We start from the raw sequence: 15,684 nt of genomic DNA, 5'->3' as shown, positions 1-15,684 counted from the left end.
CCGATATTTGACCTTTCCCGGTCAACGCTCTTTATTGTGACGCCGTTTTGTGGTTAGAGCCGGTCACCTCGCAATTTCTGCGGCAATTTCAAAAGAATTCTTCAGGCTGATCGCCTTCGTCCCCTTCCACAGGAGAAAAGAATGACGGAAAAGAACCACCCGGTATATGCCGAAATTACCGGTCCGATCGTGATGATCGGCTTTGGCTCCATCGGCCGCGGCACCCTGCCGCTGATCGAGCGCCACTTCAAATTCGACAAGAGCCGGATGGTCGTCATCGACCCGCGCGACGAGCCCTCGGACATGGAGATTCTGAAGAAGTACGGCGCCCTTCACATCAAGGAATATGTCACCAAGGACAATTACAAGGACCTGCTGAAGCCGCTCCTGACGAAGGGTGAAGGTCAGGGCTTCTGCGTCAACCTCTCGGTCGACACCTCCTCGCTCGACATCATCAAGCTCTGCCGCAAGCTCGACGTTCTCTACATCGACACCGTCGTCGAGCCTTGGCTCGGCTTCTATTTCGACAAGGGCATGAGCAATGCCGACCGCACCAACTATGCGCTGCGCGAAACCGTACGCAAGGAAAAGGCGAAGAACCCGGGCGGCGCCACCGCCGTTTCCACCTGCGGCGCCAATCCGGGCATGGTCTCCTGGTTCGTCAAGCAGGCGCTCGTCAACCTCGCCAACGACACCGGCCTGAAGTTCGACGAACCGGACCAGCACGATCGCGAAGGCTGGGCCAAGCTCATGAAGAAGCTCGGCGTCAAGGGCGTCCACATCGCCGAGCGCGACACCCAGCGCACCAAGCACCCGAAGCCGCTCAACGTCTTCTGGAACACATGGTCCGTCGAAGGCTTCATATCCGAAGGCCTGCAGCCGGCCGAACTCGGCTGGGGCACCCATGAAGAATGGATGCCGAAGAACGCCAAGAAGCACAAGAAGGGCAACAAGGCGGCGATCTACCTGGAACAGCCGGGCGCCAATACCCGCGTGCGCACCTGGTGCCCGACGCCCGGCCCGCAATATGGCTTCCTCGTCACCCACAATGAGTCGATCTCGATCGCCGACTACTTCACCGTTCGCGACAAGGATGGCGAAGTGACTTTCCGCCCGACCTGCCACTATGCCTACCATCCGGCCAACGACGCCGTGCTCTCGCTGCACGAGATGTTCGGCAATGGCGGCACGCCGCAGCCGGTTCATCACGTTCTCGACGAAGACGAGCTGGAGGACGGCATCGACGAACTCGGCGTTCTGCTCTACGGCCACGAGAAGAACGCCTACTGGTTTGGCTCGCGTCTGTCGCTGGAAGAAACGCGCCGCATCGCGCCCTATCAGAACGCCACCGGCCTGCAGGTCACTTCAGCCGTTCTCGCCGGCATGGTCTGGGCTCTGGAAAACCCTAAGGCCGGCATCGTCGAAGCCGACGAGATCGATTACAAGCGCTGCCTCGAAGTGCAGAGGCCTTATCTCGGCCCGGTCGAGGGACATTACACCGACTGGACCCTGCTCGATGGCCGCCCGGGCCTCTTCCCGGAAGATATCGACACCAAGGATCCGTGGCAGTTCAGAAACGTTCTCGTTCGCTGAGATCGCTTGCGCGAGTTAGAAGGTGCCCGCCGCAAGGCGGGCATTTTTGTAACGCCTGCTGTCTAAATGCCGCCCGGCACCCCGCCAAGGCTTGCCTTCGCGGCGGTCGCACGCCATGTTTTGCCCGAACTTGGCGGCTGTCTGCCGCGCCGATTCCCCGGGAGAAGCCTTATGAAAATCAGAACTGGTCTCGTTCTTTTCGGTGCAGCGGCCGCGCTTGCCGCCTGCGTTTCGCCAGAGCCGCGGCAAAGACTGGCCGCAGTCGCGCCGCCTGTTACAAATTCTGTTGAAGGCGCATGGGCTGACGCCAACGGTTTAACGTCTACGTTCACAAACGGACAGTTTGTAACCCGTACGAACGATGGAACAAATACGCAGATGGCGTCAGGAACATATACGACCAGCCCAGACGGAATTATTCAGATTAATCTGTACTCGAATATCAAAAGAACAAGTTCCCTTGTTAATTGCGCTTTGATCGGATCGACCCAGCTGAATTGCACCACAGCAACGGGTTCACAATTCACACTTTCCCGCCGAGGCTGAAGATAGGGCGATAGGCTAAGCACGCCATGCGCGCCCTCGCCGTTTACCTCGTGCTGCTGCTCGCGCTGCCGCTTGCAGCACTTGCCGTCCTTTTTCCGGCCAACGTCTATCGTGCCCAGGGCATCGCCGCTCCCGATTGCGACGGACCGCTGCAGGTGATGATCTTAGCCGTGCCGACAATCCTGATTTATGGCGCCGGCGCGCTCTTTGCCTATCGGGCCGGTTGGCGCTTTCACCGCCTCGTTTTTCTTCTTTGTCTGATCATCGCCCTCGCCACGGTTCCGAATGTTGCAGAGGCTGTGCACGAACTCTACCGAAACGCCGCCGACGGCGAATGCCTGGGATAGACAGCCGCTTTTTTGCCCCGCCCCCTTGGAAAGCGCCCTGCCTGGCCCAGCTTTCTCTTGCGGTCGCCCATCGTCTGATGGAACATCCGCAGGCCGGGAACCGCCCCGGCGGATCAGGAAGGGATCGGCGAGGATCAGGGGGATCTCTCGCCTCAATCAGGAGAACAGGGATGACGAAGTCTTTCAGCTTCGGTCTTTTGACCGCGTCCATGCTGGCGCTGAGCACGGGCGCCGCTTTTGCGGATTACGAACTCAATATTCTTCATATCAACGATTTCCATTCGCGCATCGAATCGATCAACAAGTTCGACTCCACCTGCTCGGCCGAAGAAGAAGGCAAGAAGGAATGCTTCGGCGGCGCTGCCCGCCTGAAGACAGCGATCGACCAGCGCCGTCAGGCGCTTTCCGGCAAGAATGTCCTCCTGCTGAATGCCGGCGACAATTTCCAGGGCTCACTCTTCTACACGACCTACAAGGGCGCTGCCGAAGCCGAATTCCTGAACCTGATGAAGTTCGACGCCATGACCGTCGGCAACCATGAATTCGACGACAGCGAGGACGGGCTTGCGACCTTCCTCGACAAGGTGCAGTTCCCTGTCGTTACTGCAAACGTCAAGGCGACAGCCGCCTCCAAGCTCGGCGACCGCATCAAGCCCTCGCTGGTGCTCGATGTCGGCGGCCAGAAGATCGGCATCGTCGGCGCCGTCACCAATGACACGGCCGAACTATCCTCCCCCGGCCCGAATGTCACGATCGCCGATGACGTCCAGGCCATTACGTCAACCGTTCAGGATCTGAAGGGCCAGGGCGTCAACAAGATCATCGCGCTGACCCACGTCGGCTATCCTCGCGACCTCGCTTTGATCGCGAAGATCCCGGATGTCGACATCGTCGTCGGTGGTCACTCCCATAGCCTGCTTTCCAACACCGACCCCAAGGCTGAAGGCCCCTATCCGACGATGGTCGACAATCCGGGCGGCTACAAGGTGCCGGTCGTCCAGGCTGCCTCCTACAGCAAGTATCTCGGCGATCTCGTCGTCAATTTCGACGATAGCGGCGTCGTCAAGGATGCCAAGGGCGATCCGATCCTGATGGATTCCAGCTTTACGCCCGATCCGGCTGTCGTTGCCCGCATCGCGGAACTGGCCAAACCGATCGAGGAACTGCGCAAGAAGGTCATCGGCTCCTCCGAAGCACCGATCGACGGCGACCGCAAGGTCTGCCGCGTCAAGGAATGCTCGATGGGCAATCTGGTGGCCGATGCCATGCTCGACCGCACGAAGAACCAGGGTGTCGACATCGCTTTCCAGAACGGCGGCGGCCTGCGCGCTTCGATCGATGGCGGTGAGGTCACTCAGGGCGAAGTCATCACCGTCCTGCCCTTCCAGAACACGCTCGCCACTTTCGAGGCCACCGGCGCAGATGTCGTCAAGGCGCTCGAAAACGGCGTCAGCCAGATCGATCAGGGCGCCGGTCGCTTCCCGCAGGTCGCCGGCCTGAAATTCTCCTTCGACCAGTCCAAACCTGTCGGCAGCCGCGTCAGCGATGTCCAGGTGAAGGAGGGCGACAACTTTGCACCGATCGATCAAGCCAAGACTTACAAGGTCGCCACCAACAACTTCATGCGGGCCGGCGGCGACGGCTATTCGATCTTCAAGGAAGGCAAGAACGCCTATGATTTCGGTCCGGATCTTGCCGACGTGACCTCCGAATATCTGGCCGCCCACTCGCCCTATAAGCCCTATACCGACGGCCGCGTCACCGAAAACGGCGCGGCGGTGGCCCAGGCACCGACTGCCGAACCGGCCGCTCGTGCACCGGCAACACCGGCAGCCCCTGCACCAACGACCGAACCTGCTCCCGCGCCTGCTGCACCGGCAACGCCCGCGCCTGCCCCCGCAGCACCGGCAGCACCCGCCCCGGCAACGCCAGCAACGCCCGCCCCCGCTGCGGAACCGACACCGGCGCCGGCAGCCTCCGCACCTGCCGCAACGACGCCGTCCACCCACGTCATTGCCGCGGGCGACACCTTCTGGGATCTCGCCGTAACCTTCTATGGCGACGGCACGCTGTGGCGGAAGCTTTCGGAGGCCAACGGCAGTCCGAACCCGCGTCACCTGACGGTCGGCAAAGAGATCGAGGTTCCCGCCAAGTAAGACGATTTGTCCCGATGTCACTGGCCGGCTCGGGCTTTCCCGGGCCGGCTTTTCTTTCTATAGGGTGAACCACGATCTCGGGGCTGCGTATGAGCCAACGAGACAAAAGAGCGTTGGGACCAGAATGACAGCAGATATATCACTCCGCCCGGCAGACCATCCGGCCGTCAAGTCAGGCAAGGTCGGTGTCCTGCTGGTCAATCTTGGCACGCCCGATGGCACCGATTACACGTCGATGCGCCGCTATCTCCGAGAGTTTCTGACCGATCGCCGCGTCATCGAATGGTCGCCGTGGAAGTGGTATCCGATCCTATTCGGCATCGTGCTCAACACCCGCCCGCAGAAAGTCGGCAAGGCCTATGAGCTGATCTGGAACAAGGAGAAGAACGAAAGTTATCTCCGCACCTATACGCGCAACCAGTCCGAGCTGATGGCCGAGCGCCTGAAGGATCTGGCGACGGTCAAAGTGGATTGGGCGATGCGCTACGGCACGCCGTCGATCGCCTCGCGCATCGAGGCGCTGAAGCAAGAAGGCTGCGACCGTATCGTACTCTTCCCGCTTTATCCGCAATATGCGGCGGCAACGACCGCCACCGTCAACGACAAGGCGTTCCAGAAGCTGCTTTCAATGCGCTGGCAGCCGGCATTGCGCACCGTGCCCGACTATCACGACGACGAGACCTATATCGAAGCGCTCGCAAAATCCGTCGAAACGCATCTTGCGACGCTCGACTGGAAGCCGGACATGCTGCTCGCCTCCTTCCACGGCATTCCGATGTCCTATTTCAAGCAGGGTGACCCCTACTACTGCCAATGCCAGAAGACCGGCCGGCTGCTGCGCGAGCGGCTGGGGCTGACTAAGGAAAACTTCATGGTCACCTTCCAGTCCCGCTTCGGGCCGGAGGAATGGCTGCAACCCTATACCGACAAGACAGTGGAGAAGCTCGCCCAAGACGGCGTCAAGCGCATCGCTGTCATCAATCCGGGCTTCGTATCCGACTGTCTGGAAACGCTGGAAGAGATCGCCGAACAGGCCGCCCATTCCTTCCACGAGAATGGCGGCGAGAAGTTCGCACATATCCCCTGCCTGAACGACGGCGAGGACGGCATGAAGGTGCTGGAAAAGGTCGCCCGCCGCGAATTGCAGGGCTGGATCTGAGAGATCCCACGCTGAAAAATCTGCCCTGACCCATCCTTCTTTTCCTAGAGCATGATGCCGAAAAGTGTGAGCGGTTTTCGGACGACATCATGCTCTAACTCTTTAATTTAGAACAGGATTCATATTTTAGGCCGATCCGGCCTAAAATCATCCTGTTCTAGGAGGCGGGGCATTCGTGGGTCATTTCTTCCTCGCAAAGAACATGCTACCTCACCACATCAGTTGTGAGGCGCGCATGCATGCGCCGATAGGAGGAATTCATGCTGTTCGGCGGCTTCGATATCGTCGTGATCGTACTGGTTATCTTCGTCATCCTGGTGCTTTTTGCCGGGATCAAGACCGTGCCGCAGGGGTATCGCTATACGATCGAGCGCTTCGGCCGCTACACCCGCACGCTGGAGCCCGGCCTCAACCTCATCACCCCCTTCATCGAGCGCGTCGGCGCCCGGTTGAACGTGATGGAGCAGGTGCTGAACGTGCCGACCCAGGAGGTGATCACCAAGGACAATGCCTCGGTTTCGGCCGATGCCGTCGCCTTCTATCAAGTGCTGAACGCCGCGCAGTCTGCCTATCAGGTTGCCAACCTCGAAAACGCCATCCTCAATCTGACCATGACCAATATCCGCTCGGTCATGGGCTCGATGGATCTCGACGAGCTGCTTTCCAACCGCGATGCGATCAACGACCGGCTGCTGCGCGTCGTCGACGAGGCAGTGCAGCCCTGGGGCATCAAGGTCACCCGCGTCGAAATCAAGGACATCCAGCCGCCGCGCGATCTTGTCGATGCGATGGCCCGGCAGATGAAGGCCGAGCGCGAGAAACGCGCCCAGGTGCTGGAAGCCGAGGGCTCGCGCAACGCGCAGATTCTGAGGGCTGAAGGCGCCAAGCAATCCGCCATTCTCCAGGCTGAAGGCCAGCGCGAGGCCGCCTTCCGCAATGCCGAAGCCCGGGAACGCCTGGCCGAGGCCGAAGCCAAGGCGACGAAGATGGTTTCCGAAGCGATTGCCGCCGGCGACATTCAGGCGATCAACTATTTCGTCGCGCAGAAATACACCGAAGCGCTCACCTCGATCGGTTCGGCATCCAATTCCAAGATCGTGATGATGCCGATGGAGGCCTCTTCCATCCTGAGCTCGCTCGGCGGCATCGGCGCCATTGCCCGCGAAGTGTTCGGCGATGCCGGCAACAACCCGGCTTCACCGCCACCCCTGCCGCGTCCCCGCCCGGCGCCGGCGCGCTCGACGCCACCGATCAACCCGTCGACGCCCAATCCTTTCAATCCCGATCAGGAGCGCTAAGCCATGCTGGCGAAGATCGTCGCCGAACTTGGCCCATGGAGCTGGTGGGTCGCAGGCCTGGTGCTGCTCGCCGCGGAAATGATCGTGCCCGGCTTCTTCCTGGTCTGGATCGGCCTTGCCGCCTTGATCGTCGGCGCGCTGTCGCTCATCTTCTGGGACAGCGCCTTCTGGGTCTGGGAACTGCAGGCGATCCTCTTTGCTGTTCTTGCCGTCGCCACGACCTTCGCCGGCCGCCGGCTGACGCTGCGCAATTCGACGACCGACGAGCCCTTCCTCAATCAGCGCGGCGCGAGCCTCGTCGGCCGCACGGCGACGCTGCACGAACCGATCCGCGAGGGCCGCGGCCGCATCCGACTCGACGATACGCTATGGCAGGTGATGGGACCCGACCTGCCGGCGGGAACGCACGTGAAGGTGGTGTCGAGCAACGGCCGCGACCTGACAGTCGAGCCCGTGTGATGAAACAGCTCTGATCAGGCGACGCCGATCCTCAGCAGGTCGTGGAAATGCACCAGCCCGACCGGCCGGTGGTCGTCGTCGATGACAATCAGCGCGCCGATGTGATGCTGGTTGAGCAGCGCCAGCGCGGCGGTCGCCAGCATCGTCGGCTTCACCGTCTTCGGCGTCCGCGTCATGATGTCGTCGACGGCAAGCTCTGAAAGATTGCGGGTCAGGTTGCGCGCCATATCGCCTTCGGTGACGATGCCGCAGAGCCGCCCATCCCCGTCAAGCACGCCGACGCAGCCGAAATGCTTGCGCGACAGCACCGTGATCGCCTCCGGCATTGCCGTGCCCTTGGCCACGAGCGGCAGCCGTTCGCCGGTATGCATGATATCGGCGACATGCATCAGGCTCGCGCCCAGCTTGCCGCCGGGATGGAAGACGTGGAAATCCGTGGCTGTAAAGCCGCGTGCCTCCAACAGCGCCACGGCCAGCGCGTCGCCGATCGCAAGCTGCATCAGCGTCGAGGTCGTCGGCGCCAGCCCATTCGGGCAGGCCTCCTGCTCGTTCGGCACGAGAAGGGCGATATCCGCGGCTGTCGCAAGCGAGGAACTGCCGCTGCAGGTAATCGCGATCAACGGAATGGAGAAGCGCCGCGTGAAGGAAATGATGCTCTTGAGCTCGGCGCTCTCGCCGCCTTTGGAAATTGCCAACACGACGTCGTCGGTCGCGATCATCCCCAAATCGCCGTGATTGGCCTCCGCCGCATGCACGAAAAAGGCAGGAGTTCCCGTTGAAGCGAACGTCGCAGCAAGCTTGGCGCCGATATGCCCGCTTTTGCCGACGCCGGTGACGATGACACGCCCGGAGATATCTCCGATGATTTCGACGGCGCGGGTGAAAGGACCGGCCAATCCATTGTCGAAGGCCTGTTCGAGCGCTTCAAGACCGCGTCTTTCGGTCTCTATCGTACGTTTTGCCGATTCGAGCACGCTGTTTTCAACGAGGTTTATCGCTCTTCTGTTCATGAAGCTGCGTTAGACCTTTTCACTTTCCAAGTCCACCCCGCACTCTTTCCGAAATGTGAACGGCGCCCGCCGTCGGCAACGAATGATTAACCACGAGGCTTTACCTTTGGGTAAGAACCAAAAGCATGTCAGGCGCGAATTGCATGGGCCAGCCAAAACAGACGAGCAGTGTGACGCCGCTCCGCGCCATGAGCCGTGCCGTCTCTATTGTTGCGTTCGGTAGCCTGCTTCTCAGCCAAACAGCAGCCCTGGCGCAGTCCGCCTCGCAACAGCTGGCGACGACGGCAAATAGCCGCTCCGCCGCCTCTCAGGACAGCACAACGAACGCCGCCGCCACTTTCGATGACGGCACCGACGATACCGTCACGCCTGCGGCAAACGGCACGACCGCAAACACGGATGATGCCGCGCAGAGGCCGGCCATACCGGACGCCCAAGCCGGCGACGACATTACCGGCTCCATCCTCGATGAGGATATCCGCCGGCTGAACACCCGCGAAGCACCGATCGACGAAACGCTGCCGCGGCGGCGGGCTGCCGAAAGTGCCTCGACGGCCGAAACGCCGGGCATTCCGATCGGCACCTTCGTGCTCCGCCCGAGCGTCACCCAGAGCGTCAACACCGAGACCACGAAGGACGGCAGCACCAGGCAACGGCGCGCCTTCCTCGAAACCGATGCAGCCGCGACACTCACCTCCGACTGGGGCCGGCATCAGCTGACCGTCACCTCGGCAGGCGCCTGGCAGCGGAATATCAGCGGGGAGGGTGAGGAGCAGCCGTCCTTCAAGGTCAATGGCGACCTCCGGCTGGATCTTCCCGACGATACGGTCGCGCATCTCACTGCCGGTTATAATTTCTATCGCGAGGATACGGACGATCCCGATGCGATCGCCGACGCCACGCAGCAGTCTGATGTACAGGAATTTTCGGCCGGTGCCTCCGTCCAACGCGATTTCGGCATCCTACGCGGCACGACGGCATTGGCGCTGACCCGCTCGATCTATTCGGATGCCACGCTGGCCAACGGCACGACCGTCGCTCTCAGCGACCGCAACCAGACGACGGGCACGCTGCGCGGCCGCGTCGGTTACGAACTGTCTCCGGCACTCATCCCCTTCATCGAGGCGACGATCGGCCGGACGCTCTATGACGAGACGCGCGATTCCGCCGGTTACGAACGTTCCGGCCATAGCTACGGCGCCAAGGCAGGCGTCGAGGTCGATCTCGGCGAAAAGCTGAAGGGTGAAGTCGGTGTCGGCTACGAGATGGCGAATTTCGAAGACAGCCGACTGTCGTCGATCGATACCGCTACCCTCGATGCAAGCCTGCTCTGGTCGCCGATCCGCGGCACCGATGTCAATCTCGACCTGCAGACGAGCATCCAGCCCTCGACCACGGCGGGCGAAAGCGGCTACGTCTCGCACGCGTTGACGACGACCGTCACCCATCAACTGCGCGACAGTCTGGTTGGCACGATGATCGGCGGGGTGACGTGGCGCGATTATCCCACCGACAGCACCATCAACGACGAGCTTGTCTATACCGCGGCGACCGGCCTGACCTGGAACATCAACCGCTATCTCGATCTGACCAGCACGCTCGGCTACGAGTTGACCGCGCGCAAGGAAGGCACCGATTCTCAGCAATGGCGCGCCGGCGTCGGCCTTAAGCTGAAACGCTAAGCCTGATGCCGAAAAGTGTGTGCGGTTTTCGGGCGACATCATGCTCGAACTAAAAAACGCCGCGCATCCGGGAGGATACGCGGCGCTCTAACATTCATATGCTGTGCGGAAAACTTACCTCAGACCGGCAAGCAATTCCCTGAAGCCGCCTTCGACGGTCGGGCGGATATCGTCGCGTTCGAGGGCGAAGGCGACGTTTGCCAAGATGAAGCCGTCCTTGGCGCCGCAGTCATAGGTCGCGCCGCGGAAGTGATAGCCGGCGAAATCCTGTTCCTTCAGCAGCTTCAGCATGCCGTCGGTCAGCTGGATCTCGTTGCCGGCCCCGCGCTCCTGGGTTTCGAGGATTTGGAAAATCTCCGGCTGCAGGATGTAGCGGCCGTTGATGAAGAAGTTGGAAGGTGCCGTTCCCTTGGCGGGCTTTTCTACCATGCCGGTTATTCGGAAGCCGTCGCCGATCGCTTCGCCGACACCGACGATGCCGTATTTATGCGCCTGGTCGGGGGCACATTCCTCGACGGCGATGATATTGCCGCCGCTCTGGCCGTAAAGGTCGATCATGCCCTTCATGCAGCCCTTGTCGCCCTTCATGATCATATCGGGCAGCAGCAGCGCGAAGGGCTCGTCGCCGACGATCTCGCGGGCGCACCACACCGCGTGGCCGAGGCCGAGCGGCTCCTGCTGGCGGGTGAAGCTCACCGTGCCGGCCTTCGGCAATTGCTGGGCGAGAAGGGTAATCTCGGCCTTCTTGGCGCGCTCGCGCAGCGTCTGTTCCAGCTCGAAATGGATGTCGAAATAATCTTCGATGACGTGCTTGTTGCGCCCGGTGACGAAGACCAGATGTTCGATCCCGGCCTCGATCGCCTCATCGACGACATATTGAATGATTGGCTTGTCGACGACGGTCAACATTTCCTTCGGAACAGCCTTGGTTGCAGGCAGGAATCGCGTTCCCAATCCGGCAACCGGAAATACTGCTTTACGAACTTTTTTGTGTTGAGCCACACCCGGCCTCCTGCTTCGATCATATCGCTTTGGAAATGGAGCTTTTTAGCTTTAACTAGTATAGAATTGCTACTGTTTTGCAAATGGTGACCGCAGCGGATCGCCATGGTAAAGAATTTGTTGACTCCGTTCCTGTAGTCTCGGGTCTGGGCGGACATGATGCCCCGCTGCACCGCAAACTGAAGATGACGGATACGATTGTCGATGGCCCAGAATCACAAATACTCCCTTCGTGGTCTTGCTCTCGCCCTCATTGTCGCCGCCCAGGTTGGGCTGGTTCCTGACAACGCGAAAGCCGATTCCCGGTTCCAGAAATGGATCGCGGATTTTTACCAAACTGCCGCTCAGAGTGGCATCAGTAAGGCAACCTATCAAAAGGCCTTTTCCGGGGTGAGCGAGCCCGATCCGACCGTGCTCGAAAAGGCGGCTTACCAGCCGGAATTCACTTCGAAAATCTGGGACTATGTCGATTCCCGCGTCAATCCCTATACGGTCAAGATCGGCCGCGAGATGGCAGCCAAGCACGCCAGAACGCTCGCTGCGATCCAACAGCGATTCGGCGTCGACAAGACCATTCTGCTCGCCATCTGGTCGATGGAATCGAATTACGGCGCCATCCTCGACAAGGACGACCGGCTGCATTACGTGCCGCGCGCACTGGCGACGCTTGGTTATGCCGATCCGAGCCGCGCCAAATTCGCCAAGAAGCAGCTGATCGCTGCGTTGAAAATCCTGCAGAACGGCGACGTGCCGGCACGCGAGATGACCGGCTCCTGGGCCGGTGCCATGGGCCACACCCAGTTCATTCCGACAAGCTACCTGCTTTATGCCGTCGATGCCGACGGCAACGGCCATCGTGACATCTGGAACTCGGTGCCCGATGCGCTGGCGACCTCGGCCAATCTGCTGATGAAGAACGGCTGGGACACCGGCAAGACCTGGGGCTACGAGGTTGTCGTTCCCGCTGCAGCCGCCAAGCAGATCGGCAAGACCCATACGCTCGCCCAATGGACAGCCCTCGGCCTGACCCGCCCGAACGGCAAGGCCTTCCGCGAGAGCGGTACCAAGGCCGTACTGAAAATGCCGGCCGGGCCCAGTGGCCCAGGCTTCCTGATGACCGCCAACTTCTTCACCATCAAGAACTACAATGCGTCGGACAGCTATGCACTTGCCGTCGGCCTGCTTGCCGATCAGATCGCCGGCTACGGCGGCATGCAGCAGCGCTGGCCGCGCCCGGACGGCGCCCTCGACATCACCGAGAAGTTCGAGCTGCAGACCCGTCTGAAGACGCTCGGTTATTACAATGGCGAGGTCGACGGCAATTTCGGCTCGGGTTCGAAGGCGGCGATATCGGCGGTGCAGTCGCGCATCGGCATGCAGCCGGACGGCGAGCCCTCATTGCCGCTTCTGAACGCCCTTCGTCGCTAGAAGCGGCGGAATCGTGACCTAGATAAGAGCGGGTGTGGACGCTGGCCTGTCCTGCGTGCAAAATGCCGGCAGATGCGGAACTGCCCATGACGAAGAAAACTGACCGGACCCCAATCCGTTGGCTCGTGCTCGCCCTGGCGGCGGTTTCGCTATGCCTTGGCGCGCTTGCGCCGGTGCATATGGCGGAAGCCCAGGAGCAGCGCTACCAGCGCCGTTCGATCCTCGATTTCTTCCTCGGCCGGCGCTACCTCGACGACGGGCCGCAGGCGCCTGACGTCCCGCAACCGCGGCGCCAGCAGCGCAAGCGCCCGCCGCCGCAGAAAGCCGTCGTCAACACCCGTACTGCGCCACCGATCCGCGCGCCCGTGCAGGAGGAGCCGGTCGTGCAGAAGCTCGGCGACGCCAAGAAGATCCTGATCGTCGGCGATTTCCTGGCCAGCGGCCTCGGCGACGGCCTGACCGCGGCCTTCGAGACTTCGCCGGGGGTCGTCGTCGAAGCCCGCGGCAACGTCTCATCCGGTCTTGTCCGCGACGATTATTACGACTGGCCGGAACAGCTGCCGAAGATGATCGACGAGCTGAAGCCGGCAATGGTCGTCGTCATGATCGGCGCCAACGACCGCCAGCAGATGGTGACCGATACCGACAAGGAGAAGTTCCGCACCGACGGCTGGTTTAGCGAATACCGCCGTCGCGTCCTCTCCTTCGGCAGAGAAGTAACCGACCGCAAGATCCCGCTGCTCTGGGTCGGCCTTCCCGCCTTCGAATCCGACCAGATGACGGCCGATGCCGTCCAGATGAACCAGCTTTACCGCAACCAGGTCGAAAGCATCGGCGGCGAATTCGTCGATATCTGGGATGGTTTCGTCGATGAAAACAGCAACTTCATCGTCACCGGCTCGGATGTGAACGGTCAGCAGGTGCGCCTGCGCACCTCCGACGGCATCAACCTCACGCAGGCCGGCCGGCGCAAGCTCGCCTTCTATGTGGAAAAGCCCGCCCGCCGCATTCTCGGCACCCAGGCAAGCCCGGATCTGGTCCGCCTGGACGAAAGCAATCTGCCGGGCCTCGGCCTTCCCACCAATCCGGTCGAACACACCGTGCCGATCAGCCTCTCCGATCCCAATCTCGATGGCGGCGCCGAGCTTCTCGGCGCAAGGCCCCCGCCAATGACTTTGACCAAGTCGCCCCGCGACCTCCTGGTCGAGCAGGGCGAGATGACGCCCGCGCCGCCCGGCCGCGTCGACGATTACCGCTTGCCTGCGGCAAAGACGCCGGCCGAAGTCTCGGTCAAATGAAAAGTCGACGCGGCAGGCTTCCGCTTCATTCCGTTTACGTCGCCGCCGCCCGCGGCCAGCTTCCCCGCATTGCTTGAGGCTTACAGTGGATATCGACGCGTCAAGCGGTCGCACCCAGCGCATATCCCAAACAAAAAACTCCGCCGGAAGGGCGGAGTTCTTGTCTCGGGATCTCTATGCGGCCTGCGGTCAGTTCGGCAGAACGGTCGAGCCCATCAATGCCTCGTCGATGGCGCGCGCCGCCTGGCGGCCTTCGCGGATTGCCCAGACCACCAGCGACTGACCGCGGCGCACGTCGCCTGCCGTCCAGAACTTGTCGACCGACGTCTTGTAGTCGCGGTCGTTGGCGACGACATTGGTCGAGCCGCGCTTGTCGGTGTTGAGCGTCAGCTTTCCCTCGAGTTCCTTCAGCACGCTTGTCGTGAACGGGCCGCGGAAACCGATGGCGATGAAGGCGAGATCGGCGCGGATGACGAATTCCGTGCCTGGAACCGGCCGACGGCGCTCATCGACCTCGCAGCATTTGACCCCGGTCAGCACGCCGTCTTCGCCGACGAATTCGAGTGTCGCCACCTGGAATTCGCGCACGGCGCCCTCAGCCTGCGAGGACGAGGTGCGCATCTTCGTTGCCCAGAAGGGCCAGACGGCGAGCTTGTCTTCCTTCTCCGGCGGCTGCGGCCGGATGTCGAGCTGGGTGACCTTGACGGCGCCCTGACGGAACGCCGTGCCGACGCAGTCCGAAGCCGTGTCACCGCCGCCAACGACGACGATATGTTTGGCGCCGGCAAGGATCGGATCCGACGGCCAGCCGACGCTGTCGATGTTCTCGCGCCCGACGCGGCGGTTCTGCTGCACCAGATAGGGCATGGCATCATGCACGCCGGCAAGGTCAGTGCCCGGAATGCCGGCCTCGCGCGGCGTCTCGGAGCCGCCGCAATAGAGAACGGCGTCGTGATCGGCGAGCAGCTGCTCGACCTTGACGTCGACGCCGACATTGGCGCCGCAATGGAAGGTGACACCCTCGCCCTTCATCTGCTCGACGCGGCGGTCGATGAAATTCTTCTCCATCTTGAAGTCGGGAATACCGTAGCGCAGCAGGCCGCCCGGCTTGGTCTCGCGCTCGTAAACATGCACCTCGTGGCCGGCGCGGCCGAGCTGCTGGGCAGCCGCCATGCCGGCGGGACCCGAGCCGATCACCGCAACCTTCTTGCCGGTATGAACCGTGGCCGGCTGCGGCCGGATGAAGCCGAGCTCATAGGCCTTGTCGGCGATCGCCTGTTCGACCGTCTTGATGGCAACAGGCGCGTCTTCGAGATTCAAAGTGCAGGCTTCTTCGCAGGGCGCCGGGCATACGCGGCCGGTGAACTCCGGGAAGTTGTTGGTCGAATGCAGGTTCTGGATCGCCGCTTCCCAGTTGTTGTTATAGACGAGGTCGTTCCAGTCGGGGATCTGGTTGTGCACAGGGCAGCCCGTCGGGCCGTGACAATAGGGGATGCCACAGTCCATGCAGCGCGCAGCCTGTTTCTGTACTTCCGGGTCCGACATCGGGATCGTGAACTCACGGAAATGGCGGATACGATCCGACGCCGGCTGATACTTCGCCACCTGCCGGTCGATTTCCAGAAACCCTGTTACCTTACCCATATCTTCGTCCCTTACCCTCATGACCGCCTCACCGCAGCCAATCTGTCTATCGTCAGTCCCGG

General features: G+C 61.6%; 13 protein-coding genes. 10 read left to right on the top strand and 3 right to left on the bottom strand.

What is annotated here, in order from left to right; all coding sequences use genetic code 11:
- The first annotated feature begins 141 nt into the window (after nucleotides 1–141).
- The 7 genes from ACS4RS_RS11060 to ACS4RS_RS11030 all read left to right on the top strand — a co-directional run bounded on the left by ACS4RS_RS11060 (nucleotide 142) and on the right by ACS4RS_RS11030 (nucleotide 7,558).
- Nucleotides 142–1,593: a homospermidine synthase gene (locus ACS4RS_RS11060; RefSeq protein WP_449313655.1), complete on the top strand. Its 1,452-nt coding sequence runs from the start codon at nucleotides 142–144 to the stop codon at nucleotides 1,591–1,593.
- A gap of 171 nt (nucleotides 1,594–1,764) precedes the next feature.
- Nucleotides 1,765–2,139 carry a hypothetical protein gene (locus ACS4RS_RS11055; RefSeq protein ID WP_439010925.1) on the top strand — a complete coding sequence of 125 codons (375 nt, stop codon included), beginning with the start codon at nucleotides 1,765–1,767 and terminating at the stop codon, nucleotides 2,137–2,139.
- A 26-nt stretch (nucleotides 2,140–2,165) separates the two neighbouring features.
- A complete protein-coding gene (locus ACS4RS_RS11050; RefSeq protein WP_439010926.1) occupies nucleotides 2,166–2,486 on the top strand; it encodes a hypothetical protein in 321 nt (106 codons plus the stop codon).
- Nucleotides 2,487–2,656: 170 nt separating this feature from the next.
- Nucleotides 2,657–4,642 (top strand): 5'-nucleotidase C-terminal domain-containing protein, encoded by a 1,986-nt coding sequence (locus tag ACS4RS_RS11045; protein ID WP_449313654.1) that lies wholly within the window; start codon nucleotides 2,657–2,659, stop codon nucleotides 4,640–4,642.
- Between the two features lie 124 nt (nucleotides 4,643–4,766).
- A complete protein-coding gene (gene hemH, locus ACS4RS_RS11040; protein ID WP_439010927.1) occupies nucleotides 4,767–5,801 on the top strand; it encodes a ferrochelatase in 1,035 nt (344 codons plus the stop codon).
- A gap of 260 nt (nucleotides 5,802–6,061) precedes the next feature.
- Nucleotides 6,062–7,099 carry an SPFH domain-containing protein gene (locus tag ACS4RS_RS11035; protein ID WP_439010928.1) on the top strand — a complete coding sequence of 346 codons (1,038 nt, stop codon included), beginning with the start codon at nucleotides 6,062–6,064 and terminating at the stop codon, nucleotides 7,097–7,099.
- Between the two features lie 3 nt (nucleotides 7,100–7,102).
- Nucleotides 7,103–7,558, top strand: a complete 456-nt coding sequence (locus ACS4RS_RS11030) for an NfeD family protein (protein WP_439010929.1) — start codon at nucleotides 7,103–7,105, stop codon at nucleotides 7,556–7,558.
- A gap of 14 nt (nucleotides 7,559–7,572) precedes the next feature.
- On the opposite strand, the gene ACS4RS_RS11025 is transcribed toward ACS4RS_RS11030, so the two are convergent.
- Nucleotides 7,573–8,568, bottom strand: a complete 996-nt coding sequence (locus ACS4RS_RS11025) for a KpsF/GutQ family sugar-phosphate isomerase (RefSeq protein ID WP_439010930.1) — start codon at nucleotides 8,566–8,568, stop codon at nucleotides 7,573–7,575.
- A 143-nt stretch (nucleotides 8,569–8,711) separates the two neighbouring features.
- Here ACS4RS_RS11025 and ACS4RS_RS11020 point away from each other — a divergent pair, with 143 nt between their 5' ends.
- A complete protein-coding gene (locus ACS4RS_RS11020) occupies nucleotides 8,712–10,250 on the top strand; it encodes an outer membrane beta-barrel protein (RefSeq protein ID WP_439010931.1) in 1,539 nt (512 codons plus the stop codon).
- A gap of 114 nt (nucleotides 10,251–10,364) precedes the next feature.
- Here ACS4RS_RS11020 and galU read toward each other — a convergent pair whose 3' ends face one another.
- Entirely contained in the window at nucleotides 10,365–11,252 is an 888-nt protein-coding gene (gene galU, locus ACS4RS_RS11015) for a UTP--glucose-1-phosphate uridylyltransferase GalU (RefSeq protein WP_439010932.1), read from the bottom strand.
- Nucleotides 11,253–11,456: 204 nt separating this feature from the next.
- On the opposite strand from galU, the gene ACS4RS_RS11010 reads away from it, so the two are divergent.
- Both ACS4RS_RS11010 and ACS4RS_RS11005 read left to right on the top strand, forming a co-directional pair.
- Nucleotides 11,457–12,680 (top strand): lytic murein transglycosylase, encoded by a 1,224-nt coding sequence (locus ACS4RS_RS11010; RefSeq protein WP_439010933.1) that lies wholly within the window; start codon nucleotides 11,457–11,459, stop codon nucleotides 12,678–12,680.
- A 62-nt stretch (nucleotides 12,681–12,742) separates the two neighbouring features.
- Nucleotides 12,743–13,978, top strand: a complete 1,236-nt coding sequence (locus tag ACS4RS_RS11005; protein ID WP_439010934.1) for a DUF459 domain-containing protein — start codon at nucleotides 12,743–12,745, stop codon at nucleotides 13,976–13,978.
- Nucleotides 13,979–14,167: 189 nt separating this feature from the next.
- Here the strand turns inward: ACS4RS_RS11005 and ACS4RS_RS11000 are convergent, their stop codons facing one another.
- Nucleotides 14,168–15,622, bottom strand: coding sequence for a glutamate synthase subunit beta (locus tag ACS4RS_RS11000; protein ID WP_037072987.1), 1,455 nt, complete (start codon nucleotides 15,620–15,622; stop codon nucleotides 14,168–14,170).
- Nucleotides 15,623–15,684: the final 62 nt, after the last annotated feature.

Source organism: Rhizobium sp. F40D2 (assembly GCF_051810745.2).
Classification (GTDB): Bacteria; Pseudomonadota; Alphaproteobacteria; order Rhizobiales; family Rhizobiaceae; genus Rhizobium.
Note: the sequence above shows the minus strand (reverse complement) of the source record. Positions and strands in the feature narration are given on the sequence as shown.

Bases quoted from the DNA above. Each gene is read 5' to 3' on its own strand.
- hemH (WP_439010927.1), top strand. From the start codon at position 4,767: ATGACAGCAGATATATCACTCCGCCCGGCAGACCATCCGGCCGTCAAG.
- ACS4RS_RS11010 (WP_439010933.1), top strand. From the start codon at position 11,457: ATGGCCCAGAATCACAAATACTCCCTTCGTGGTCTTGCTCTCGCCCTC.
- ACS4RS_RS11005 (WP_439010934.1), top strand. From the start codon at position 12,743: ATGCCGGCAGATGCGGAACTGCCCATGACGAAGAAAACTGACCGGACC.
- ACS4RS_RS11045 (WP_449313654.1), top strand. From the start codon at position 2,657: ATGACGAAGTCTTTCAGCTTCGGTCTTTTGACCGCGTCCATGCTGGCG.
- ACS4RS_RS11050 (WP_439010926.1), top strand. From the start codon at position 2,166: ATGCGCGCCCTCGCCGTTTACCTCGTGCTGCTGCTCGCGCTGCCGCTT.
- ACS4RS_RS11020 (WP_439010931.1), top strand. From the start codon at position 8,712: ATGGGCCAGCCAAAACAGACGAGCAGTGTGACGCCGCTCCGCGCCATG.
- ACS4RS_RS11030 (WP_439010929.1), top strand. From the start codon at position 7,103: ATGCTGGCGAAGATCGTCGCCGAACTTGGCCCATGGAGCTGGTGGGTC.
- ACS4RS_RS11025 (WP_439010930.1), bottom strand. From the start codon at position 8,568: ATGAACAGAAGAGCGATAAACCTCGTTGAAAACAGCGTGCTCGAATCG.
- ACS4RS_RS11055 (WP_439010925.1), top strand. From the start codon at position 1,765: ATGAAAATCAGAACTGGTCTCGTTCTTTTCGGTGCAGCGGCCGCGCTT.
- ACS4RS_RS11060 (WP_449313655.1), top strand. From the start codon at position 142: ATGACGGAAAAGAACCACCCGGTATATGCCGAAATTACCGGTCCGATC.
- ACS4RS_RS11035 (WP_439010928.1), top strand. From the start codon at position 6,062: ATGCTGTTCGGCGGCTTCGATATCGTCGTGATCGTACTGGTTATCTTC.
- ACS4RS_RS11000 (WP_037072987.1), bottom strand. From the start codon at position 15,622: ATGGGTAAGGTAACAGGGTTTCTGGAAATCGACCGGCAGGTGGCGAAG.